The organism is Streptomyces sp. NBC_01267, from assembly GCF_036241575.1.
Taxonomy (GTDB): domain Bacteria; phylum Actinomycetota; class Actinomycetes; order Streptomycetales; family Streptomycetaceae; genus Streptomyces.
On the sequence record NZ_CP108455.1, the window covers coordinates 6,323,084 to 6,347,370 of the forward strand.

12 protein-coding genes are annotated in these 24,287 nt (G+C 72.0%); 7 read left to right on the top strand and 5 right to left on the bottom strand.

The genetic code is table 11. From position 1 onward, the window contains the following. Positions 1-4: 4 nt before the first annotated feature. Positions 5-11,899 (top strand): type I polyketide synthase, encoded by an 11,895-nt coding sequence (locus OG709_RS28440; RefSeq protein WP_329168074.1) that lies wholly within the window; start codon positions 5-7, stop codon positions 11,897-11,899. A 190-nt stretch (positions 11,900-12,089) separates the two neighbouring features. Here OG709_RS28440 and OG709_RS28445 read toward each other — a convergent pair whose 3' ends face one another. Genes OG709_RS28445 through OG709_RS28455 form a run of 3 tightly spaced genes read right to left on the bottom strand, consistent with a single transcriptional unit; the run spans position 12,090 to position 14,410 of the window. After that, the gene (locus tag OG709_RS28445) at positions 12,090-12,893 is read right to left on the bottom strand and encodes an ABC transporter permease (RefSeq protein ID WP_266640313.1); all 804 of its coding nucleotides are present in this window, start codon (positions 12,891-12,893) and stop codon (positions 12,090-12,092) included. Beyond that, complete coding sequence (locus OG709_RS28450; protein ID WP_250305735.1) at positions 12,890-13,849, bottom strand: ABC transporter ATP-binding protein; 960 nt, start codon at positions 13,847-13,849, stop codon at positions 12,890-12,892. The genes OG709_RS28445 and OG709_RS28450 overlap by 4 nt, the downstream gene beginning before the upstream one ends. A 45-nt stretch (positions 13,850-13,894) precedes the next feature. Further along, positions 13,895-14,410: a YceI family protein gene (locus tag OG709_RS28455; protein ID WP_266640309.1), complete on the bottom strand. Its 516-nt coding sequence runs from the start codon at positions 14,408-14,410 to the stop codon at positions 13,895-13,897. A gap of 177 nt (positions 14,411-14,587) precedes the next feature. Between OG709_RS28455 and OG709_RS28460 the strand changes: the two genes are divergently transcribed. After that, positions 14,588-15,784 carry a sensor histidine kinase gene (locus tag OG709_RS28460; protein WP_266640307.1) on the top strand — a complete coding sequence of 399 codons (1,197 nt, stop codon included), beginning with the start codon at positions 14,588-14,590 and terminating at the stop codon, positions 15,782-15,784. Positions 15,785-15,787: 3 nt separating this feature from the next. Further along, complete coding sequence (locus tag OG709_RS28465; protein WP_250305732.1) at positions 15,788-16,447, top strand: response regulator transcription factor; 660 nt, start codon at positions 15,788-15,790, stop codon at positions 16,445-16,447. Between the two features lie 60 nt (positions 16,448-16,507). On the opposite strand, the gene OG709_RS28470 is transcribed toward OG709_RS28465, so the two are convergent. Then, the gene (locus tag OG709_RS28470; RefSeq protein WP_250305731.1) at positions 16,508-17,776 is read right to left on the bottom strand and encodes an activator-dependent family glycosyltransferase; all 1,269 of its coding nucleotides are present in this window, start codon (positions 17,774-17,776) and stop codon (positions 16,508-16,510) included. Between the two features lie 236 nt (positions 17,777-18,012). Between OG709_RS28470 and OG709_RS28475 the strand changes: the two genes are divergently transcribed. Together OG709_RS28475 and rfbH are read left to right on the top strand one after the other, a co-directional pair. Next, a complete protein-coding gene (locus tag OG709_RS28475) occupies positions 18,013-19,017 on the top strand; it encodes an NAD-dependent epimerase/dehydratase family protein (protein ID WP_329168080.1) in 1,005 nt (334 codons plus the stop codon). Beyond that, positions 19,010-20,320 carry a lipopolysaccharide biosynthesis protein RfbH gene (gene rfbH, locus OG709_RS28480; protein WP_250305729.1) on the top strand — a complete coding sequence of 437 codons (1,311 nt, stop codon included), beginning with the start codon at positions 19,010-19,012 and terminating at the stop codon, positions 20,318-20,320. The genes OG709_RS28475 and rfbH overlap by 8 nt, the downstream gene beginning before the upstream one ends. 59 nt (positions 20,321-20,379) lie before the next feature. Here rfbH and OG709_RS28485 read toward each other — a convergent pair whose 3' ends face one another. Beyond that, on the bottom strand, positions 20,380-21,603 hold the full coding sequence (locus OG709_RS28485; protein WP_329168081.1) for a nucleotide disphospho-sugar-binding domain-containing protein: 1,224 nt from the start codon (positions 21,601-21,603) through the stop codon (positions 20,380-20,382). Between the two features lie 270 nt (positions 21,604-21,873). Between OG709_RS28485 and OG709_RS28490 the strand changes: the two genes are divergently transcribed. Together OG709_RS28490 and OG709_RS28495 are read left to right on the top strand one after the other, a co-directional pair. After that, on the top strand, positions 21,874-22,908 hold the full coding sequence (locus tag OG709_RS28490) for a Gfo/Idh/MocA family protein (protein WP_329168082.1): 1,035 nt from the start codon (positions 21,874-21,876) through the stop codon (positions 22,906-22,908). Then, a complete protein-coding gene (locus OG709_RS28495) occupies positions 22,895-24,202 on the top strand; it encodes a macrolide family glycosyltransferase (protein WP_329168083.1) in 1,308 nt (435 codons plus the stop codon). The genes OG709_RS28490 and OG709_RS28495 overlap by 14 nt, the downstream gene beginning before the upstream one ends. Positions 24,203-24,287: the final 85 nt, after the last annotated feature.

A 24,287-nucleotide genomic window follows, 5' to 3' on the forward strand; every position in this document is an offset into this window, starting at 1 on the left:
CTTGATGGGCAACGAGGACAAGCTTCTCGGCTACTTGAAGAAGGTCACCCTCGAACTGCACGAGACCAAGCAGCGGCTCCGTGAGGTGGAGTCCACCGGAGATGATCCGGTGGCCGTGGTCGGGATGGGATGCCGCTTTCCGGCCGGAGTGGATTCGCCCGAGAGTCTGTGGGGTCTGCTTGCGGGCGAAGTCGACGCGATGGGCGACTTCCCTGCGGACCGGGGTTGGGGTACCGAGAGTGGTATCGGCGGTTTTGTGCAAGGCGTGGCGGACTTTGATGCTGCTTTGTTCGGGATTTCGCCGCGTGAGGCGTTGGCGATGGATCCGCAGCAGCGTCTTCTGCTCGAGGTGGCGTGGGAGTCCCTGGAGCGTGCGGGGATAGGCCCGATGTCCCTGCGTGGACGGCCGGTTGGTGTGTTCGCGGGGACGAACGGCCAGGACTACCCGGGATTGCTGGCGATGACGGGCGAGCCCGTCGACGGCTATGGGGGGACCGGGAGTTCGGGGAGTGTGCTCTCGGGTCGGGTGTCGTATGTGTTGGGGCTTGAGGGTCCTGCGGTGACGGTGGATACGGCGTGTTCGTCGTCCCTGGTGGCGATGCATCTGGCGGCGCAGTCGTTGCGTTCGGGGGAGTGTTCGCTGGCGTTGGCCGGTGGTGTGACGGTGATGTCGACGCCGGGCGCTTTCGTGGAGTTCGCCAGGCAGGGCGGCCTGGCCGGTGACGGACGGTGCAAGGCGTTCTCTGACGACGCGGACGGCACCAGCTGGGGGGAAGGCGCCGGCGTTCTCGTACTGGAGCGGTTGTCGGACGCTCGGCGCCATGGGCATCCCGTACTGGCTGTGCTACGGGGCAGTGCGGTCAATCAGGACGGTGCGTCGAACGGCCTCACCGCGCCCAACGGCCCCTCCCAGCAGCGGGTGATCCGGCAGGCTCTGGCTGATGCCGGTCTGTCGGCGTCGGACGTGGATCTGGTGGAGGCGCACGGCACGGGTACATCTCTGGGCGACCCGATCGAAGCGCAGGCGTTGCTGGCCACCTACGGGCAGGGGCGGCCGGAGGGGCGGCCGTTGTGGTTGGGGTCGGTCAAGTCGAACATCGGTCACACCCAGGCCGCAGCAGGTGTGGCCGGTGTCATGAAGGTGATCCTCGCGCTCCAACACCGCCTGATGCCCGCATCGTTGCATGTGGGTACGCCGTCGTCGCACGTGGACTGGTCAGCAGGTGCGGTGGAGTTGCTGGCAGAGGTGCAGGAGTGGCCGGATGCGGACCGGCCGCGCCGGGCAGGTGTGTCATCCTTCGGCATCAGTGGGACGAACGCACACGTGATCGTCGAGGAGCCGCCTGCGCCTGCTTCCCCTCCCGCGAAGTCGGACACGGAGGGTGCGGGCAACTCGACCGATGATGCTGTGGTCCTGCCGGTCGTGCCGTGGGCGATCTCGGCGAAGGCGCCTTCGGGTGTTGCTGCGCAGGCATCAAAGATGCTCTCCGCTCTGAGCGGCACCGACGGGCTGACCGGCACGAATGTCGGTTTCTCGTTGGCGACGACGCGTACGGCGTTGGAGCATCGTGCGGTGGTGCTCGGTTCGGATGTGGCCGAGTTGTGCTCGGGTCTGGGTGTGTTGGCTGCTGGTGAGTCCTCGCCTGGTGTGGTGCGTGGAGTCGCGGGATCTGGTCTCACCGGGTTTGTCTTCTCCGGACAGGGAGGCCAACGGCTGGGCATGGGGCATGAGTTGGCCGCCGCCTTTCCGGTCTTCGGGCAGACCTTGGGTGAGGTGTGTGGGCATTTCGACGTGCTGCTCGACCGTCCGTTGCGTGAGGTGATGTTCGAGGACGGAGACGGGGAGGCGCTGCGGCGGACGGGATGGGCGCAGCCCGCGCTGTTTGCCATCGAGGTGGCGTTGTTCCGGCTGGTGGAGTCGTGGGGCCTGGTCCCCGATTATGTGGTGGGCCATTCGGTGGGCGAGTTGGCTGCCGCTCATGTGGCCGGTGTGTTGTCCCTGGGGGATGCGTGCCGTTTGGTGGCGGCGCGTGCCCAGCTGATGGAGGCGTTGCCCGAGGGTGGTGCGATGTGGGCGGTGCGGGCGTCTGTGGAGGAGGTCACGCCGCTTCTGGTCGAGGGTGTGTCCATCGCTGCGGTGAATGCTCCTGGTCAGGTGGTTCTGTCCGGCGAGCGCGCGGCTGTCGAGTCTGTTGCCGCGTCTGTCCCGGGTCGTGAAGGGCGTTGGCTGGAGGTGAGTCACGCGTTTCACTCGGCTCTGATGGATCCCATGTTGGAGGCGTTCGGCGACGCTGCCTCTGGCATTGAAATGCATCGCCCGCAGATCCCCGTGGTGTCCACCCTGACGGGTGAGTTGGTGGAGGAGTTCACCGGCCGGTACTGGGTGGATCAGGTACGCGGCACAGTCAGGTTCGCCGATGCCGTGACCCGACTCCAGGCCCTCGGCGTATCCCGGCTCGTAGAAGTCGGTCCTGACGCAAGTCTGGTGGGCGCGGTCGGTGAGACCTGCGGCGATGACGTGCTGGCTGTGCCGTTGTTGCACCGTAAGCGTCCCGAGCCGGGCACGGTTGTCACCGCGCTCGCCCGGTTGTGGGCGGACGGCTGTTCCGTCGACTGGGAGGCGTTCTACGCGCCGACCGGTGCCTGCCGTACCGAGCTGCCCACGTACGCCTTCCAACACCAGCGTTACTGGCCGACCGCTCGTCTGTCCGTCGGCCCGCACCCGTTCGGATCCACCCGTGCCGGGCACCCCCTGCTTCAGGCCGTGATCTCGCTGGCCGGCTCGGGCGATGTGCTCCTGCTCGGCGGGCTTTCGACTCAGGCGCAGCCCTGGCTGGTCGACCACCAGGTGGCGGGCCGGATCGTGTTCCCCGGGACCGGTTTCCTGGAACTCGCGCTCTGTGCGGGGGACCGTGTCGGCTGCGAGCGGGTCGAAGAGCTGACCATCACGACGCCTCTGGTCATTCCCCCGACCGGCGCCGTGCATCTCCAGCTCCTGGTCGGCCCGCCGGACGGCGAGGGGCACCGTCCGTTGCAGGTGTCGTCGCGCCACGACGACGATCCGGCTGAGCAGTGGACCCACCACGCCGGCGGGATGCTCGCTCCTGCGGCGGACGAGGCCGCCTTCGAGTTCGCCCAGTGGCCACCGGCCGATGCCGAATCCCTCGATGCGACCGAACTGTACGAGGGGCTGGCGGGCGTCGGACTTCAGTACGGGCCGGTCTTCCGTGGGTTGCAGCGGGCGTGGCGGCGTGATGGCGAGCTCTTCCTGGAGGTCCTGCTGCCCGATCCCGAGCAGGGGGACAAGGATCCCTTCAATCTCCACCCGGCCGCTCTGGACTCCGTGCTGCACTCGATGGCGCTCGGTGGCGCTCTCGGGGAGGCCGCATCCGCATCTGCATCCGTATCCGGTGCCGGATACGACACCGGTGACCGTGAGCCGGGGCGACTGCCGTTCTCGTGGGAAGGGGTGGCGCTGCACGCGGTGGGTGCCACCGCGCTCCGAGCCCGTCTGATGCCCACCGGGCCCGAGACGGTAACCCTTCAGGTCGCCGATGCGTCCGGTCGGCCGGTGGCCACGGTGGATTCGCTGACGCTCCGGCCGATGGCCGTGGATACCCTCGCAGCCGGACCGGCCGACGGCATGGTGCGTGACGCGCTGTTCCAACTGGACTGGACCCAGGTCCCGGCTCCGGAGACCGCCCCGACCAGTTGGGCGGTCATCGATACGGACACTTACGAGGACTCGCCGGGGCCGGGCGGCGACCGGTACGCGGATCTGGACGCGCTGCGTGCTGCGCTCGACGCGGGCGCTCCCGTGCCGGACGTGGTGCTGACCGGGATCGGAACAGCGACGGAACACGGTGGCGCCGACGTCGTACAGGACACGCACGACGCGGTACTGCGAGCCCTGGAGCTGATTCAGGGATGGCTGGGAGACGAGCGGTTCGAGGGGAGCAGGCTGGCCTTCGTGTCGGACGGCGCGGTGGCGGTCCGAGCCGGGGACGGGGTCACCGACCTGCCCGGAGCGGCGGTCTGGGGACTCGTACGGTCGGCGCAGTCCGAGCACCCAGGGCATTTCCAGCTCATCGACACCCCACTGCGCGGAACCACCTTCCCGAACGCAGCCCCGAACGCGGCCCCGAACTCGTCCCCGACCACTACTCCGACCGCTGTCCCGACCCTCTCTGCAGCCGCCACGTCATCGGCTCTCCGTTCCGCCGAGCCCCAGATCGCCGTGCGGGACGGCGCCCTGTTCGCCTGCAGACTCGGCCGGGCCTCGGTGCGGCAGGGGGGCCGGCCGCCGCAGGATCAGCCGACGCCGATGTGGGACACCACGGGCACCGTCCTGGTCACCGGCGCGACCGGCCAACTCGGCGGCATCCTCTGCCGCCACCTGGTGGCCGTGCACGGCGTACGGCATCTGCTCCTGCTCAGCCGCCGGGGATCCGCGGCGCCGACTGCGACCCAACTCGTCGCCGACCTGACGGAACTCGGTGCACACGTCACCCTGGCCGCGTGCGACGCGGCCGACCGCCCGGCGCTCGCGGCCGTACTGGCGGACATCCCCGCCGACCGCCCGCTGACCGGCGTCGTGCACACGGCCGGAGTGCTCGCCGACGCGACGGTGACCTCGCTGACCCCCGCGCAGGTACGGCGGGTACTGCGCCCCAAGGTCGACGCGGCGGTGAACCTGCATGAACTGACGCGTACCGCACCGCTGTCGGCATTCGTCCTGTACTCCTCCGTCTCCGCCGCCCTCGGCGCACCGGGACAGGGCAACTACGCCGCCGCGAACTCCTTCCTGGACGCCCTCGCCGCCCACCGCCGGGCCGAAGGTCTCGCCGGGCTCTCCCTCGGCTGGGGCCTGTGGGCCCCTGCCGGGGCGGGCGACATGACCGGCGGTCTCGACGAGGCGGATCTGCGCCGGATGGCGCGTGGCGGTGTCGTCCCGCTGTCCGCGACGGACGGCGTCGCGCTCTTCGACCTCGCGCCGTCGGCCGGGCGAGCCGCGCTCCTGCCCGTACGGCTCGACCTCGCCGCGCTGCGGGACACGGCCGACCACCTCCCCCCGGTGTTCCGCGCCCTGGTCCGCAGGCCCCGCAGGCGGGCCGCGGAGGCCGCATCGGCCACCTCCGCCTCGCTGGTCGAGCGGCTGAGGCAGCTCTCCGTGGAGGAACGCACGGAAGCAGTACGCGAGTTGGTCCGCGCGCAGGCGGCCACCGTGCTCGGCCACGACACGGCTGACGACGTGGCCCTGGACCAGCCGTTCCGCGACCTGGGCATCGACTCGCTGACCGCGGTCGAATTGCGCAACCAGCTGAACGCCATCACCGGGCTCCGGCTGTCCGCGACGCTGGTGTTCGACCATCCGACCGCGGCGGCCGTCAGCACGCACGTCCTGGAACGGCTGCTCGGCGCCGAGCAGGACCCGGCGAGCCCCGCCCCCTCCCCGACCGGGGCGGCGGCACGGCGAACCGAGGACCGCATCGTCATCGTCGGGATGAGCTGCCGGTTCCCCGGCGGCGTGCGGAACCCCGACGATCTGTGGAACCTGGTGATATCCGGCGCCGACGGGGTCACCCCCTTCCCGGAGGACCGTGGCTGGGACCTGGACGGGCTGTACGACGCCGACCCCGACGCGGGTGGCGCCAGCTACGTCCGCGAGGGCGGATTCCTGCACGACGCCGCCGACTTCGACGCCGCCTTCTTCGGGATCTCGCCGCGCGAGACGGTGGTCATGGATCCCCAGCAGCGCCTGCTCCTCGAAACCTCCTGGGAGGCCGTCGAGTCGGCGGGGATCGACCCCTCCACGCTGCGGGGTGGGCGCACCGGAGTGTTCGCCGGTGTCATGTACCACGACTACCTCGCCCGGTTGCAGACCGTTCCCGAGGGGGCCGAGGGCTTCCTCGGCACCGGCTCCGCGGGCAGTGTCGCCACCGGCCGGGTCGCCTACCTGCTCGGCCTGGAAGGGCCCGCGGTGACCATCGACACCGCCTGTTCCTCGTCGCTGGTCGCACTGCACCTGGCGGCGCAGGCGCTGCGGGAGGGCGAGTGCGCGACGGCTCTGGCCGGTGGTGTGACGGTGATGGCGACCCCCGGTACGTTCGTCGACTTCAGCCGCCAGCGCGGGCTGGCCCCCGACGGCCGGTGCAAGTCGTTCGCCACCGCGGCCGACGGCACCGGGTGGGCGGAAGGCGTCGGCATGCTGCTCCTGGAGCGGGAGTCCGACGCGCGGCGCAACGGGCACCGGATCCTCGCCGTCGTCCGGGGCAGCGCGGTCAATCAGGACGGCGCGTCCAACGGGCTCACCGCACCCAACGGCCCGTCCCAGCAGCGGGTGATCCGCCAGGCACTCGACCGCGCGGGGCTGCGCCCGGCCGAGGTGGACGCCGTCGAGGGACACGGCACCGGTACGGTGCTCGGCGATCCGATCGAGGCGCAGGCGCTGCTCGCCACCTACGGCCAGGACCGCCCGGACGGTGAGCCGTTGTGGCTGGGGTCGATCAAGTCGAACATCGGCCACGCCCAGGCGGCGGCCGGTGTCGGCGGGATCATCAAGATGGTGCAGGCGATGCGGCACGGAGTACTGCCGCCGACCCTGCACGTCGATTCGCCGAGCGAGCAGGTCGACTGGTCGGCGGGCCAGGTGGAGCTGTTGTCCGAGGCGGTGCCGTGGAACCCGGCCGGGCGCCCCCGACGGGCGGGTATCTCCTCCTTCGGGATCAGCGGAACGAACGCCCACGTCATCCTGGAAGCCCCGGACGACGCCTCAACGGCCGCCCCGGAGAAGGCAGTTACGTACAAGGGCCCGGTGCAGGAGCCGCCCGTGGTCCCGCTGCTGGTCTCCGGTCGGAGTGAGGACGCCGTACGGGCGCAGGCGGCGGCCCTTCGAGAGCACCTGACGCGCCATCCCGGGCTCACACCGCTCGACGTCGGGTTCTCGCTCGCCACCACCCGTACGGTCTTCGAGCACCGCGCCCTCGTACTCGGGACCGACCGGGACACCGCACTGGCCGCCCTGGGCGCCATCGCGGCCGGTGGCACCGTTCCCGAGGTGACGCGCGGCCGGTCCGCCGAGCGGCGCATCGCGTTCCTCTTCACCGGACAGGGCAGCCAACGCCCCGGAATGGGCAGGGAGTTGTACGCCTCGTCGGTTGTCTTCGCCGAGGCGCTGGACGCCGTGTGTGCGCACCTGGACCCGCTCCTCGCCCCGCACTTCGACCGGCCGCTGCGGGAACTGCTGTGGGACGAGGAGCCATCGGGGTCCGGAGCCCACGCGCTCGACGGGACCGGCTGCGCGCAGCCCGCCCTGTTCGCCGTCGAGGTGGCGCTGTACCGGCTGCTCGAATCCTGCGGTCTGCGCCCCGACCACCTCGTGGGCCATTCCGTCGGCGAGTTGGCGGCGGCGCACGTGTCCGGTGTGCTCACGCTGGAGGACGCCTGCCGGCTGGTGGCGGCACGTGGCCGGCTGATGCAGGCGCTGCCGCCGGGCGGCGCGATGGTCGCGCTGCGTGCGGCCGAGTCCGAAGTCCTGCCCCTGCTCCGGGACGGGGTGAGCATCGCCGCTGTCAACGGGCCGGACGCCGTCGTACTGTCCGGTGACGAGGCCCCGGTACTGGCCGTGGCCGGGCACTTCGCGGACCGCGCGAGCAAGCGGCTCCGGGTGAGCCACGCCTTCCACTCGGCCCGGATGGAACCGATGCTGGAGGAGTTCCGCGCGGTCGCCGAGTCGGTCACCTACCATCCGGCCCGGATCCCGATCGTGCCGACGCTGGGTGCGGACCTCGCCGACCGGATCGGGGAGGCCGACTACTGGGTACGGCAGGTACGCGAGGGCGTGCGCTTCCACGACGCGCTCGCCCACCTGCGTGCGGAGGGCGTCACCGGCTTCGTCGAACTCGGTCCCGACCCGGTACTGACAGCGGCCGTCCAGGAACTCGAAGAGGCCACCACCGGCATCGGACAGGACGCCGGTACGGGTACGGGTATGGGTGCGAGTACGGGTACAGGGACCGGCAACGGCACCCATGACGGGGCCGGTGACGCGTCGGTGGACGGGCTGCGCCGGACCCCGCCGTTCTTCGCCGCGTCGGTGCTGCGCCGTGGCCGCCCCGAGGCCCGGACACTGGGGACGGTGCTCGGCGGGCTGCTCGCGTACGGCACCCGGGTCGACCGTACGGCGCTCTTCGCGCGCAGCGGCGCCCGGCAGGTCGACCTGCCCACCTACGCCTTCCAGCACCGGCGTTACTGGGCCGAAGGCGGTCCGGCTCCTGCGGCACCGGCCGGTGCCGCAGGTGGCACACATCCGCTGCTCGGTGCGTGCATGCCGCTGCCCGACGGGGGATTCGTCTGCACCGGGAACCTCTCGTCGGCCGCCCACCCGTGGCTGGCCGACCATCTGGTCGACGGAGCCGCGGTCGTGCCGGGCACCGCGCTGCTCGAACTGGCCATTCACGCGGGCGATCACACCGGCTGCCCCCGCGTGGACGAACTGGTCCTGGCGGCGCCGCTCTCCCTCGACCACTCGCGTCCCCGCCGGGTCCAACTGGTGACGGGGCCCGCCGACGAGTCCGGAGACCGTACGGTCCAGCTCTTCTCCCACTTCACCGAAGGCGACGCCAACGGCGGTTCGGTGGGCGGGGAACCGTGGACCCTCCACGCGACCGGAACCCTGACAGCTGCCGGAACAGCCGCCGCCACAGCCGCCGCCACAACGGCCGGTACGGAGCCCGGTACGAAGGCCCGTACGGAGCCCGACCCGTTCGACGCCACGGTCTGGCCGCCCGAGGGCGCCCTTGAGGTGCCCGTCGACGGCCTCTACGACACGCAGGACAGCGAGCGCGACGGGGACCACGGCGGAGAGCCCGCGCGTCCCGTGACCGGTGTGGCCTACGGACCCGCCTTCCGGGGGCTGCGCGCCGCCTGGCAGCGCGAGGGCGAGCTGTACGCGGAGGTCGCCCTGCCCGAACCGGTACACGACGACGCACCGCGCTACGGTCTGCATCCCGCCCTGCTCGATGCCGCCCTGCACGGCCTGGCGTACCTGCTGCCGGGCGCGGCCGGACGGCTCGTACCGTTCTCCTTCAGCGATGTCGAGCTGCACGCCCAGGGCGCCGCCGTACTGCGCGTACGGCTGACGGCGACCGGTACCGAACAGGTGGCCGTCAGCGCCGCCGACGTTTCCGGCGGGCCGGTGCTCTCGGCCGGTTCGCTGACCCTGCGCCCGCTGGCTGCCCCGGCCCACGGAACCGTCTCCCGGACGGGCTCCCGTGCCGCCGCTCCCACCAACTCCCGCACCGGCGACTCGATGTTCCGCGTGGAGTGGACCCGGGCAGTGCCCGAAGGAAGCGACAGCGGCAGCGCGGTCCGGGACTCCCGGCGCTGTGTGCTGGTCGGCTCAGACGTCCTGGGGATCGCGGGTCCGCTCGCCGAAGCGGGCGTTCCGGTGGAGTCCTTCGTGGATCTCGATGCCCTGACGGCCGCCGTGTCGACCGGGATGACGCTTCCCGAGATCGTCCTGGTCTGCTGCGCGGGCCGCGCCGGGAGCGACCCCGCCGACGCGGTACGGGAGGTCACGGCCACGGCGCTCACCACGGTGCACTCCTGGCTGGCGGAGACACGGTTCGCGGGCTCCCGGCTGGCGTTCGTGACCCGGGGCGCACTCGGTACGCACGGCGGGCGGCCCGACGACCTCGCGTCCGCACCCCTGTGGGGCCTCGTACGGACCGCGCAGTCGGAGAACCCCGGCAGGTTCGTGCTCGTGGACATCGACGGCAGCACCGGCTCCGTGCTCGCCCTGCCCGCCGCACTCGACACTGCTGAGCCCCAACTCGCCGTCAGAGACGGCGTATTGAACAAGGCGCGGCTGGTCCGGTGTGCCGTTCCCGAGCAGCGGCGACCGGGCTCCGAGTGGGACCCGGAAGGCACCGTCCTCGTCACCGGCGCCACCGGCGCCCTGGGCGGACTGGTCGCCCGGCACCTCGTCACCGGGAGGGGCGCCCGGCACCTGCTGCTCCTCAGCCGCAGTGGGCCGGCCTCCCCGGCGGGCGAGAGCCTGCGGAAGGAACTCACCGCGCTGGGCGCGGACATCACCCTGGTCGCCTGCGACGCGGGGAACAGGGACGCCCTCGCGGCCGTACTGAAGGCCGTGCCGCAGGAGCACCCGCTCACCGTGGTGCTGCATCTGGCGGGCGTACTCGACGACGGGGTGATCGGCTCGCTCACCCCGGACCGGTTCGACACGGTGTTCCGCCCCAAGGTCGACGCGGCGCTGAACCTGCACGAGCTGACCCGGTCCGCGCCGCTCGCCGACTTCGTCCTCTTCTCCTCGTCGGCGGCGACGTTCGGCACACCCGGCCAGGCCAACTACGCCGCTGCGAACGCCTTCCTCGACGCCCTGGCCGAACAGCGGACCGCCGACGGCCTGCCCGCCACCTCGCTCGCCTGGGGTGCCTGGGAGCACGGGATGGCCGGGCGGCTGGACGGTGTGGACCGCAACAGGATGGCCCGCGGCGGAGTGCTCGCCCTCGGCGACGAGGAAGGGCTCGCGCTCCTCGACGCGGCGCTGCGCGTCGACGCCGCGTCGCTCGTCCCCGTACGCATCGACACCGCGGCCCTCGGTGCCCACCCGGCCCCGTTGCTGAGCGGCCTCGCCCGCCCGGCGGCGCGCCGCGTCGCGGCCACGGGCGGGACCGGGCCCTCTCTGGCCGGGCGGCTGCGCGGGCTGGACCGGGCGGGGCGGCGGCGCGAAGTGCTCGCGGCGGTGCGCGGTGCCACCGCGGCCGTGCTCGGGCACGCCTCGCAGGAGGCGGTCGAGCCGGACCAGGCGTTCCTCGAACTCGGCCTCGACTCACTGACCGCCGTGGAACTGCGCAACGCACTGGCCGCGACGACCGGCCTCAGGCTGCCCGTCACCGTGACCTTCGACCACGCGTCCCCGCTCGCCCTCGCCGTGCATCTGGAGGCCGAACTGGGCGGCGGGGACACGTCGGAGACCACGGGGGCGGGGATCACCGGGGCGGAGACAGCAGGAGACGCTGCGGTGGCGCGGCCCGGCCGGTCCGCACCGGACGAGATCATCGGACGGCTGTTCCGTCAGGCCTGCGAGGACCGGCGGCTGCGCGAGGGCTTCGAGCTGCTGCAGAGCGTCGCCAATCTGCGCCCCACCTTCACCGATGCCGCCGAGGTGAGCGAACTGCCCACCTCGGTCCGCCTCGCCAGAGGTCCGGCGCCGGTCCGGCTGGTCTGCTTCAGCTCCCAGGTGGCGCTCGCAGGTGTGCACCAGTACGCGCGGTTCGCCTCGGCGTTCCGCGATGTCCGGGACGTCGTCGCCCTCGCGGTCCCCGGGTTCGCCGACGGCGAGCCGCTGCCGGCCACCGACGAGGCGCTGGTGGGGCTGCTGGCCCGGATGGTGCGCGAGCAGGTCGGCGACGAGCCGTACGCCGTGCTCGGGTCCTCCTCCGGGGGCATCCTGGCGCACGCCACGGCCGCCCGGCTGGGCGAGGAGGGCCGGGCCCCCCGGGGTGTGGCGCTGCTCGACACCTACGTACCGGGTGACGACTCCCTCGGCCAGTTCGAGGATCAGCTCCTCGGCGGGATGTTCGAGCGCGAGGCCGGCTTCGCCCGGATGGACGCGGCCAGGCTGTCGGCGATGAGCTGGTACTTCAACCTGCTGGGCGACTGGGCCCCGAAGCAACTCGCGGCGCCGGTACTGCTGGTGCGGGCCGGGGAGCCCATGGCCGGCGGGGAGTCGCTCGCACCGGAGCAGTGGCAGACGCAGTGGACGGCGGCGGACACCGTCGTGGACGTCCCCGGGAACCACTTCACGATGATGGAGGACCTGGCGGGCACGACCGCCCGGGTGGTCGACGACTGGCTCCGCACCCTGGAGGCGTGACGGCTCTGGCCGAACCCCGCAGCCCACCCCGACCGGACCCGACAGGACCGGACCCGACCGGACCGGGACAACGAGGCGAGCCGTGTCGCTGCTCGGGGGAAGTCGCAGCGACACGGCTCTTTCGGCCGTGCGGACGGCCGTTCGTGGGGGCCGGATCAACCGGCCGGTACAGCAGCGGAGTTGACCGGAGTCACTCCTGCCGGGGGGCCCATTGGAACCGGCGGATGGCGACGACCGCCCCGGCCAGGCCCCAGATCAGCAGCACCGCGAAGTTCTTCCACGGCACCCCCGAGTGCTCGGCGAACGCACTGAGCAGGGCCTCGTTGAACGGCCGCACCGGCAGCGCCGCCGAGATGCTGTTCAGCGTGCCGGAGTGGATCGGCATGTACGTGCCGGAGATGAAGACCAGCGGGAAGAGGATCAGCTGCACGACCGACGGCGCGGCCTCGGCGTTGCGGATCAGGGAGGCCACCGCGACCCCCAGGGCGCAGAAGCTGGCAGATCCCAGTACGAGGGTCACCGCGATCGCGGGCCACTGGGAGCCCGCCGGGAACGGGACCCCGTAGAGCCTGCCGACACCGATGATCAGCGCGACGTCCACGATGCTGACGACGATGCAGTGCGCGAGCAGCCCCAGGAAGTAGATGTACGTCGGCAGGGGCGTCGCCCGCACGCGCTTGAGGATGCCGTTCTGCCTGCGGGTCGACAGCACGATCGCCAACTGGCTGTAACAGGCGCCCAGTACGGAGACCGCGGCGACGGTGGAGACGTAGTACTGGAGCGCCGACCGCCCGTAGAAGAAGTCACTGCTGCCCACGGCGCCGAACAGCGCACCGAAGATCGCGATGACCACGACCGGGAAGAGGAAGGTGAAGAACGCGCTCTGCGGATTACGCCAGAAGGTGAGCTGCTCGTAGCGGATCTGGTGCCACAGCAACGCCCAGTCACGGTGCGGGGACCGGCGGACGTCGGCAGCGGCGGTGACGGTACTCACCGTGCGCTCCTCTCCAGTGTGTGTTCCGGTGCGCCTGCGCCCTGGTCCGTCAGATGCAGATAGACGTCCTCCAGGCTCGGCCGGTCGACCGACAGCCGGTCGAGGACCGTGCCCCGGTCGAGGGCCCAGCCGGTCAACTGGTGCAGCGTCCGCGTCGGTTCGGCGGACTCGACCACGATCAGCCCGTGTGCGGGCTCGGACATCCCGTGCGCGGGTGCGGCGTCGACCGGGAGGTCGGAGAGCGCGCACCCCTCGGGCAGGGCGAAGCTGATCCGGGCCTTGGCGGTGTCCCGGCCGCCGAGCGTCTCCGGCGTCCCCTCGGCCACGATCTCGCCCTTGGAGATCACCGCCACCCGGTCCGCCAGCTCCTGGGCCTCTTCCATGTAGTGCGTGGTGAGCACGATGGTCATCCCGGCGTCGCGCAGATCGCGTACGAGCTGCCAGGCACCCCGGCGCGCGTTCGGGTCGAAGCCCGTCGTCGGCTCGTCGAGGAAGAGCACGCCCGGGTTGCCGATGATGCCGAGCGCCAGGTCCAGGCGCCGCTTCTGACCGCCGGACAGCGCTCTGACCTTGCGGTTCTCCTGACCGGCGAGGTCGACCAGCGTGATCACTTCGGCGACGTCACGCGGCGACGGGTAGTACCCCGCATTGCGCGCGATCGTCTCACGGACCGTCAGATACGGTTCCACGGCGATGTCCTGGAGCACCAGGCCGATCCGCTCGCGCAGAGCCCGTTCCGTGGAGGTGTCACCCGGATCGAGCCCCAGCACCTCGGCGCGACCGCTGTCCCGGGTGCGGAAGCCCTCCAGGATCTCCATCGTGGTGGTCTTCCCGGCGCCGTTGCGGCCGAGCAGCGCGAATATCTCCCCGTGCTCGACGGAGAAGCTCACCCCGTGCACGGCCCGCAGCGTGCCGTACGTCTTGTGCAGGTCCTCGACCACCACCGCGCTAGACATGCGCGACCCGGCCCGGGTGCGGGTGGCGGCGGACGTGCGACGGTCTCAGGTGCGTGTGCACTGGATCTCCAGCGTCAGATCGAGGTAGCGCCCGGTCATCCCGCGGGACCCGGTCACCCCGAACTCCAGCCGGTCGATCCGCGTCGTGGCCACGGCGCTGAACGCACCGGGGGCGGTCCGCGACTCCTGGATCGCCAGGGTGACCGGCCTGGTCACCTCGCGCACGGTCAGCTGCCCGGTGATGCCGGTGGCGTCGACGCTCTCGGAGACGAAGGTCATCGTCGGATAGCGGCCGGTGTCGAGGAAGGTCTTCGACCGTACGGTCGAGTCCCGCTTCTCGGTCCCCGTCTCGAAGCTGGCCGTGTCGATCTCGACGCGGACGCTCGACTCCCCGAGCGGTTCGGCGACATCGACCGTCCCGCCGCGGATCGCGAAGGTGCCGAGCACCGAGCCGAGACCGAACATGTGCTTGGTCCTGAACTTGATGACCGAACTGCTGGTGTCGATGTCGTAGCGGCCCAGCTGGGGAGTCGCGGCCCCGTTGCCCCGGTTCGTTTCCATGCACCCATTACACGGCGTCCGGACGGCGAACAGCAGGGCCGCCGGTCGGTCGTGAAGGAGACGAACGTCCGGTCGTACGGGGCGGGATGCGACTTTCGTAGGTTGCGCCCCGGCCGGGGGTCTGCTTGTCGGCGGAGGCACACCCCGCGGACCCGCGCGTGGCATAACGTGTGCCGCGTGAGAGAAGAGCGCTGGCACCGTCGGCACCGGGTCGCCGTGGACGTGGTGATCGCGGTCTTCTTCGTACTGCTCGACACCGGGGCCACGCTCGCCGGCGCGACCTGGTGGCCGGACCACCCGGGGCCGCTCGCCGAGGTGTTACTGGGGGTGCAGGCCCTCGCCTGCGGCTCACTCGTCCTGCGCCGCCGCGCCCCGCTGACGGTCGTCGCCGTGCTCGGCGCGTTCACCCTGGCCGTGACGCTGCTGATCTCCCCGGCGCACGCGCTGACCCCGGCCCGCCCCGGCAACGTGTGGGCGCCCTACGCGACGGCGCTCGCCGCCACCGGGCCGCTGTTCTACGGGACGAGCCGCCGGACCGCGTTCGTCGCTCTGACCGGGTTCACGCTCATCGTCGCGCGGGTCTGGCAGCCCACGGCCACCATCATCACGATCGGCCTGCTCCGCACCGTGTCCGGGCCGCTGCTCGGCCTGTACCTGGACGCCCGACGCCGCCTGGTGCTCGCGCTGACCGAGCGGGCCGAGCGGGCCGAGCGGGAACACCATCTGCTCGCCGAGCAGGCCCGCGACGAGGAACGGGCCCGGCTGGCGGGGGAGATGCACGACGTGGTCACCCACCGGGTGAGTCTGATGGTGCTCCAGGCCGGTGCACTGCAGATGACGGCGCGCGACGAAGCGACCCGGCGGGCCGCGGAGGAACTGCGCGCCGCGGGCTGCCAGGCACTGGACGAACTCCGGGACCTGGTGGGCATTCTGCGCACCGCCCCGGAGGAGGACACCACACCGTCGGCGGACGGATTCACCACGCTCATCGCCGAGTCGGCCGCGGTCGGCATACCCACCGAACTGGTCGAGGAGGGCGACCGGTCGCTCGCCTCGCCGGTCGTCGGCCGTACCGCGTACCGCATCGTGCGGGAGGCGCTGACCAACGTACGCAAACACGCGCCCGGCGCGCGGGTCACCGTGCGCGTCGAGTACGAGGAGGCCCAGTTGCGGGTCACGATCCACAACACGCCCCCCACCGGCAGACCCAGCAGCGCCCTGGTCGAGACCGGGTCCGGCCTCGGCATCGTCAACCTCAGGCAGCGCATCGAACTGGTCCACGGCACCCTGCGCGCCGGACCCGCGCCGGACGGCGGGTTCTGCCTCGCGGCGACCCTGCCCGCCTACGTACCTACTGCGGAATCGGCGGTGTGAGTCATGATCCGGGTAGTGGTGGTGGACGACGAGCCGATGGTCTGCGTGTTCCTGCGCACGATCCTCGGCTCCGCCCCCGACATCGAAGTCGTCGACGAGGCGCACGACGGGGCGGCCGGTGTCGACGCGGTGGTACGCAGCAGGCCGGACGTCGTACTGATGGACCTGCGGATGCCGGGCGTCGACGGGCTCACCGCGATCGAACGCATCGGCCGGCTCCCCGACCCGCCGCCCATCGTGGTGCTGACGACGTTCGACGCCGACCAGTACGTGATGCGCGCGCTGCGGGCCGGTGCGGCGGGCTTCCTGGTCAAGTCCACCCCGCCGGAGGACCTGATAGGACTGGTACGGGTGGCCGCCGAGGGCCACACCGTGCTGTCCGCGGTGGCGGCCCGCAGGCTGGTCGCCGCGTCGACGGACACCTCGTCCGCGCGGGACCGGGCCCGGCAGCTCGTCGCGACGCTGACCGAGCGGGAGACCGAGGTGCTCGCCTGCCTCGGCGAGGGTCTGTCCAACGCGCGGATCGCGGCCCGGCTCCACCTCTCCGAGGCGACGATCAAGGGCTATGTGTCACGGATGCTCGACAAGCTGAGCTGCGCGAACCGCACCCAGGCCGGACTGATCGCGCACGAGGCGGGTGTCGTCCCGGCCCAGGAGCAGTGATCCCGGGCCCGGTCGATCCCTGACCCGGCCCGGGGACAGGGGCAGCCGGAGCCTGCCGCGTCAGACCGTCCAGGGATCGGTCCGGCGCTCGGCGACCAGCTTCTCCAGTACCGGAATCACATCGGCCGGTGCCGGACGCGCCAGCGCCTCCTCGCGCAGCCGGTCGGAGTTCTCCTGGAAGGCCGCGTCGGACAGGATCCGCGCGGTCCTCTCCCGCACCTGCCCCGCCGTGGCGCTGGCGCTTTCGAGCAGCAGCCCCGCGCCCTGGCTCTCCAGACCGGCCCCGCGGTAGATCTGATCGGCCACCGGGGTGGTGACGGTGAGCTGCGGGACGCCGTGGACCAGCGCGTTGGCGTAGCTGCCGAAACCGCCGTGGTGGATCAGCACCGAACAGCTCGGCAGCAGCGCGTGCAGCGGCACGGACTCCACCACCCGGACGTTCGCCGGCAGCGCCCCCAACTCCCTTACCTGCGAGGGCAGCAGCGCGGCCACCACCTCGGCGTCCAGCTCCGCCAGGGACTCCAGGATGTCGGACTTCGACACGTAGTCACCGCCGTAGCGCTCGGTGTTCGACGCGCCGAGACTCAGACAGATCCGGGGGCGTTCCGGCGGCGTCCGCAGCCAGGCGGGCACCACCGCGGGACCGTTGTACGGCACGAAGCGCACCGGGGCCCGCGCCACCCCGGTGTCGATGGCGAGGCTGTCGGGCAGCGGGTCCAGGGTCAGCTGACCGGTGGTCGACTCGGGGGAGTAGGTACCTCCGAACTGCTCCGTGCGCTCGGTGAGCCAGCCGCCCAGCGGGTCCCTGGCCCGTTCGTCGGCCGGGGCCTCGGCGGCGAGCTTCAGGAACAGCTGGCGCTTCTTCACCCACACGTCGGCGAAGCACAGCGACCGCACGTGCGCGGCACCCGCCACGCCCGCGGCGATCGGCCCCGCGTAGGTCAGCGGATCCCAGACGACGAGATCGGGCCGCCAGTCCCGGGCGAACGCCACCAGGTCGTCGATCATCGGCTCGTTGTACATCGCGCACCCGTACGCCCCGAGCTGGGCGCGGTCGAACTCCTCCTGGTAGGTGGGGTTCGGCGGATCGAGCTCACTCCAGTTGACCGAGTCCCACTGCTGCGTCTCGCGGTTCGCGCTCATCGCCGCGCTGATGCCGTCGTTGCTGCCCACCGCCACCGCGGTCATGCCGGTACGGGCGATGACGTCGACGAACTCCGCGGTACTGGCGACACGGACCTCGTGACCGGCGGCCCGCGCGGCCCAGGCGAGCGGGGTCAGACAGAAGAGATGGGACTTCTCGGGGATGGTCGCGAACAGCACGCGCACGGTGGACTCCTGGGTGGACGGGTGATCCGGTGCGGGTCCAGGTTCGTCCGCTCCCCGGCCGGCGGGGGCGGTGGCCCGCGGAGTCGGGGGAAACACCCAGAGTTCGGTCCGGCAAGGGGGGACGCGGGTGCCCGGGAAGGCGATCCGTGTGAATAGTGAGCGACGGGCCCCGGGGTCCGCGAGCCCCGGTTGTCCAGTGAGGGGTCCGAGTGTCCAGCGAGCCAGAGAGGCTGCCCATGCGCGCAGTGGGGAACGACGGCCCGGCGCCGCCCGTCGCCGTCGTGCTCGGTGGCGCCGGATTCGTCGGCCGCCATGTCTGTACGGTGCTGCGGGCCGCGGGCTGGGCGGTGACCGCCGTGGTGCGCCGGGCCGCCGCGGCGCCCCCCGGCTGCGGAACGCTCCGGATCGACGCCGTACGGGCGGACGCCGCCACGCTCACCGAGGCGCTGGTACGCCTGCGGCCCACCCTGGTGGTCAATGCCGCGGGTGCCCTGTGGGACGTCACCGACGAGGAACTCACCGAGGGCAATGTGACGCTGGTCGGGCGTCTGGTGTCGGCGGTGGCGGCCCTGCCGGGACCGGTCAGGCTGGTGCACATCGGCTCGTCCTACGAGTACGGCAGCGTCCCCGGGCACACCGCCCTGTCGGAGTCCGCCCCGTGCGCCCCGGCCAGCGGGTACGCCAGGACCAAACTCGCCGGAACCCGCACCGTCACCGGCGCCGTCCGGGACGGCCGTATCGACGCCGTCGTCCTGCGGGTCACCGTCTCGGTCGGCCCCTACGCCTCACGGCACAGCCTGCTCGGCGGGCTGGCCCTGCAACTCGCTGAACAACCAGGTGAGTTGAAGCTTCCGCCGATCTACGGGGTGCGGGACCTCATCGATGTCCGGGACGTCGCCGACGCCGTACTGGCCGCGGCGGACGCGCCGGAGGTCCCGCCGGTCGTCAACATCGGCGCGGGTGTCGGAGTCGCACTGACCGACGCCGTGGACGCGCTGATCCGGATCGCGGGCTCGACCGCCGCGGTCGTCCGCACCCCGGCGCCGACCGTACGCCGCGACGCCGGGACCGGAGAGCAGCCGCTCGACGTCGGCCTGGCGCTGCGGGAGCTGGGATGGTCCCCGGCGCGGACGCCGGCGGACGCGCTGCGGGCCCTGTGGGACAGCGTCGCCCCACCCGCCGACGGCCCCGGCGTACCCCTTACGACCCTCGCAGTGGACGGAGAGAGCATTCATGGCTGACCCCGATGTGCAGTCCATACTGGAGCAGACCCGCAAGCTTCACCGTGACCGGGCCTCGGCCGGGAGCGAGTTCGTTCCCGGGGTCACACCGATCCTGCCGTCGGGTGCGGTCCTCGACGAGGACGACCGTGCCGCGCTCGTGGAACAGGCCCTGGAGATGCGGATCGCGTCCGGTGCCCAGGCACTGCTCTTCGAGCGGAAGTTCGCCAGGACCATCGGTGTCCGCAAGGCACACCTGACCAACTCGGGATCGTCCGCCAACCTCCTCGCGCTCTCCTCGCTGGCGGTGCCGGAGCTGGAGGACCGCAGACTGCGGCCGGGCGACGAGGTGATCACCGTGGCGGCGGGCTTCCCCACCACGGTCAACCCGATCATCCAGTGCGGTCTGGTGCCCGTCTTCGTGGACGTGGACCTGGCGACGTACAACACGACGGTCGAGCGGATCGAGGCGGCGCTCACCCCGCGCACCAAGGTCATCATGCTGGCGCACACCCTGGGCAACCCCTTCCCGGTCGCCGAGGTCGCCGAACTGGCAGCGCAGCACGACCTGTTCCTCATCGAGGACAACTGCGACGCGGTGCTCTCCACGTACCAGGGCCGCAACACCGGCACCTTCGGTGACTACGCCACCGTGAGCTTCTACCCGGCCCACCACCTCACCACCGGTGAGGGCGGCTGTGTCCTCACCAACACCCTGGAGCTGGCCCGGATCACCGAGTCGATGCGGGACTGGGGACGGGACTGCTGGTGCGAGCCGGGCGAGGACAACAAGTGCCTCAAGCGCTTCAACTACCAGATGGGCGACCTGCCGCACGGGTACGACCACAAATACATCTTCTCGCACGTCGGCTACAACCTGAAGGCCACCGACATCCAGGCGGCCCTCGGTCTGACACAGCTCGCCAAGCTCCCCGATTTCGTCGCGGCCCGCAAGCGCAACTGGCAGCGGCTGCGCGACGGCCTCGACGGGGTGCCGGGGCTGCTGCTGCCCGAGGCCACCCCCGGCAGCGACCCGAGCTGGTTCGGCTTCGTCATCACCCTCACCGACGACGCGCCCTTCAGCCGCCCGGAGCTGGTGGACTTCCTGACGGCGCGCAGGATCGGCACCCGGCTGCTGTTCGCGGGCAACCTCACCCGGCACCCCGCGTACCGCCACGAGACGTACCGGGTCAGTGGCGAGCTGACCAACAGCGACATCATCACCGACCGGACGTTCTGGATCGGTGTGTACCCGGGGATCACCGGCGAGATGGTCGACTACATGGTCGCCTCCCTCCGGGAGTTCGTCGCCAAGCCGCACTGAGCTGAACAGATGGGAGGCGGGCGGGCGGGCGCCTGCTCGCTCCCCGTCCGGCCGGGGAGTCAGCCGCGGGCCAACTCCTCCATCCGGGCCGCGAGTTCGACGGGTGTCGGTCGCCGGAGGTTGTCCTCGCGCAGCCCGGCCGCTGCCTTCAGGTAGCGCGGCTCGCCGAGCAGTTCCACGGCCGCCGCACGGATGGACTCCGCGTCCGCCGGATGCCCGGACAGCCGGAGCCCGGCCCCGGCGCCGGTCAGCCGTTCCGCGACGCGGGTCTGCTCGGTGGCGAAGGTGATCGCCAGCTGCGGCACCCCGGCGGCCAGCGCGGTCATCGTGCTGCCCGCGCCTCCGTGGTGCACCACCAGGTCGCAGTGGTCGAGCAGCAGCCGCAGCGGACAGCGCTCCAGCACCCGGACGTCCGGCGGTACGTCACCGAGCGCCGCCACGTCGTCCCTGGTCGCGGTGAGGACCAGCTCGGCGTCGAGACCGCTGAGCGCCTCGACGATCCGCGGCAGCAGGTAGGAGCGCGGACCGGACATCGAGGTGAGCGCGGTGGACCAGGTCACCGCGATCCGGGGCCGGGTCCGGCCCGCCGCGCCCAGCCACTCCGGAGCCACCCCACCGCCGTTGTACGGGACGAAGCGCACCGGCAGCCGCTCACCGCGCACGGGCGGCCGGAGCGCGGACGGACAGGGGTCGATGACGTACTCGATCGCATCGGCGCCGAAGGGCGCACAGCCGTACCGCTCGAAGGAACGGCCGAGGTCCTGCGGCAGGATGTCGAGACCGCGGTCCTCGTGCGTGCCGACCGGGCCCCACAGGGCGAGCGCCGCCGGGATGCCCAACACCCGTGCGGCGAGCAGCCCTTCGGTACTCACCGGGTCGTGCACCACGGCATCGGGGCGCCAGCGCCGGGCGAACCGGACCGCCTCGTCGTGCCCGTGGGCGGAGCGGCGCGCGTACTGCGGCTCGACGGACCGCCGGTACTCCGCGAGGTCGAAGTCACCGAGCGCCGACATCGGGGCACCGGTCAGCGGGTGGAGGGGCAGCCAGGGGTACGCCCACTCGCCGCGCAGCGCCTCCCGTACGTAACTCATCCGGTTGTGCACCGCCACGTCCATGCCGTCGAGCACCGGCACCGGCAGCAGACCTGCCCGGGTGACCGGCGCGGACTGCGAGGGCGGGCACAGCACCCGCACCTCGTGCCCGCCCGCCTGCAGGGCCCAGCCCAGCGGTACGGCCGCGGCGTAGTGGGTGGGCCAGGACGACACGGAGAACAGCACGCGCACGGGAGACCTCCGGTGGCTGGTCCCCGGGCCGGCCGCCGCGGGCCCGGGGGTGAGCCGAACCCTAGTGTCGCGACCCCCGATGACCTGGGCGGACGCCGTGCCCGGTGCCGCACTCTGGGGAAAGTCGCAGACTCCGGGCACGGCCGGTGCCACGGTGACCACGGCGGTCCAGGATGGGCCGCACATCACGCCGGCCAGAGGCGTGGTCCGGCCGGGGAACGGTCCGGCCGAAGCCTGGCCCGGTCGGCCACCGAAACCCCGTGGGGGGACATGTCTGACATCGAGCCTGTCGGCATCGCGGTGCTCGGCGCCGCCGACATCGCCTGGCGGCGCACCGTACCGGCCATCCGACGCTGCGCCGGGCTGCGGCTGGAGGCCGTCGCGAGCCGCACCCCGGAGAAGGCGCGGGCCTTCGCCGACGCCTTCGACTGCGAGGCCGTGACCGGGTACGAGCGGCTGCTCGCGCGTGAGGACGTGGCTGCCGTCTACATTCCGCTGCCGAACGCCCTGCACGAGGAGTGGGCCGAGGCCGCCCTGCGCGCCGGTAAGCACGTCCTGGTGGAGAAGTCGCTGACCACCAGTGCGGCAGCGGCCACCGCACTGGTGCGGACGGCGGAGACCGCGGGGCTCGCGTTCATGGAGAACTTCGCCTTCCTCGGGCACCCCCAGCACGACCGGGTGCGCGAACTGATCGCCGACGGCGTCATCGGGGAACCCCAGGTGGTCAGCGCCTCGTTCGGAATCCCGCGGGCCGACTCCGGACTCATCAGGTACAGCCGTGAACTCGCGGGCGGCGCGCTGCGGGAGACCGGCTGCTACCCCGTCCGGCTCGCCCAGCTCCACCTCGGCGACGGCATCGGTGTGCTGGGCGCGCGACTGCGGTACGACCCGGACAGCGGGGTCGACGTCTCCGGCTCGGTGCTGCTGGCCGACAGCGCCGGGCTCACCGCCCAGTGCGACTTCGGGCTGACCCACGCCTACCGCAACACGTACGCGGTGTGGGGCAGCGAGGGCCGGATCGAGGTGGACTGGGCCTTCACCCCGCCCCCCACGACGCGGCCGGTGATCCGGCTGCACCGCGCGGACTCCAGGGAGGAGCGTGTGCTGCCCGCCGCCGACCAGTTCCTCGGCGCGGTCACCACCTTCGCCGAGGCCTGCGCCGACCCGTCGGGGCACCGGCGGCACGGCACGGACGCCGTGCGCCAGGCGACGCTGCTCGAATCGGTGGTCCGCCGGGCGGGCGCCGCGGACCCGGCCGGGCCGTCGGCGGTCCACGACGCGAGGAGCGCTCATGTCCCTGCCTAGCGAGCCGCGGTCCACGGCGCCCCTGCCTGAAGCGGCCCTGCCTGAAGTGCCCCTGTCCGAAGTGCCGAGGTCCGAAGTGACGGTGTCCGAAGCGCCCGTGTCCCGGCACATCCTCTGGTTCGGCTTCCCCGCGTACAGCCACCTCAAGGCCTCCCTCGGCATGGTCGAGGAGCTGATCCGGCGCGGACACCGCGTCACCTACGTCGTGGCCGACCGGCTCGCCGACCGGGTCGCCGAGACCGGTGCGCGGGTCGTTCCGTACTCCTCGGTGTTCCCCGCCTCCCTGAGCGGGGAGGAGACCGCGACGACCATGATGGTCGCGTTCCTGCGCGAGAGCTTCGCGCCCCTGGAGACCGCGCTGGGCAGCGTGGCCGACGATCCGCCCGACCTGATCGTGCACGACGCGCTCGCCTCCGACACGGCCGCCGTGCTGAGCCGGAAGTACGGTGTGCCGACCGTACGGACGTACGCGGGGTTCGGCACCAACAGTCACGTGCCGCAGAACGGCACCGAGGCCGATCCCACGCACACCCCGCCCGATCCGGGCGACCCGCGGCTGGCCGAGCTGGGGGGCGAACTCGCCGCCCGTATCACGGCGGCCGGGGTGGGCGACCTGCTCTCCACCGGACCGGCCAGCGGCGACGACGCGGTGCTCGACATCTCCTTCGTCACCCGTGAGTTCCAGATGCGGGGCGACACCTTCGGCGACGAGTACCTCTTTGCCGGACCCTGCCTGCGCGCGTCGGACTTCAGCGGGCGGTGGACACCTCCGGCGGGCACCGGACCGCTGCTGCTGGTCTCGCTCGGTACCACCGCCAACCAGCACCCGGACTTCTTCCGGACGTGCGCGAAGGCGTTCGCGGACACGCCCTGGCACGTGGTGATGACGCTCGGCGGGGGAGTGGACCCGGCGGAGCTGGGGATGCTGCCGCCCAACGTCGAGGCACATCAGTGGATCCCGCATCTCGCGGTGCTCGAACACGCCACCGTGTTCGTCTGCCAGGGCGGTGTCGGAAGCCTGATGGAGGCGGCCCACCAGGGCGTCCCCGTCGTGGTGGTGCCGCAGCAGTGGGACCAGCACGCCACTGCCCGTCAGGTGAGGGACCTGGGCATGGGGCAGTGGCTCCACCCCGGTGATCTCGACGCCGACGGGCTGCGGGCCGCCGTCGAGGAGGTGGCCGCCGATCCGGACGCCGGGCGGCGCGCTCGGGAGATGAGCCGTTCCGTGCGGACGGCGCCGGGAGCGCCCGGCGTCGCCGACCGGCTGGAGTCGCTCATGTCCGGCCCGAACTGAGCCCGGCCGCCGGTGGGAACGGACCGCCGGTGGGAACGGGCCGCCGATGGGAACAGACCGGCGGCCGGGCGGATCCGGTGGGCCA

Bases quoted from the DNA above. Each gene is read 5' to 3' on its own strand.
- OG709_RS28450 (WP_250305735.1), bottom strand. From the start codon at position 13,849: ATGTCTAGCGCGGTGGTGGTCGAGGACCTGCACAAGACGTACGGCACG.
- OG709_RS28495 (WP_329168083.1), top strand. From the start codon at position 22,895: ATGTCCCTGCCTAGCGAGCCGCGGTCCACGGCGCCCCTGCCTGAAGCG.
- rfbH (WP_250305729.1), top strand. From the start codon at position 19,010: ATGGCTGACCCCGATGTGCAGTCCATACTGGAGCAGACCCGCAAGCTT.
- OG709_RS28490 (WP_329168082.1), top strand. From the start codon at position 21,874: ATGTCTGACATCGAGCCTGTCGGCATCGCGGTGCTCGGCGCCGCCGAC.
- OG709_RS28455 (WP_266640309.1), bottom strand. From the start codon at position 14,410: ATGGAAACGAACCGGGGCAACGGGGCCGCGACTCCCCAGCTGGGCCGC.
- OG709_RS28465 (WP_250305732.1), top strand. From the start codon at position 15,788: ATGATCCGGGTAGTGGTGGTGGACGACGAGCCGATGGTCTGCGTGTTC.
- OG709_RS28475 (WP_329168080.1), top strand. From the start codon at position 18,013: ATGCGCGCAGTGGGGAACGACGGCCCGGCGCCGCCCGTCGCCGTCGTG.
- OG709_RS28440 (WP_329168074.1), top strand. From the start codon at position 5: ATGGGCAACGAGGACAAGCTTCTCGGCTACTTGAAGAAGGTCACCCTC.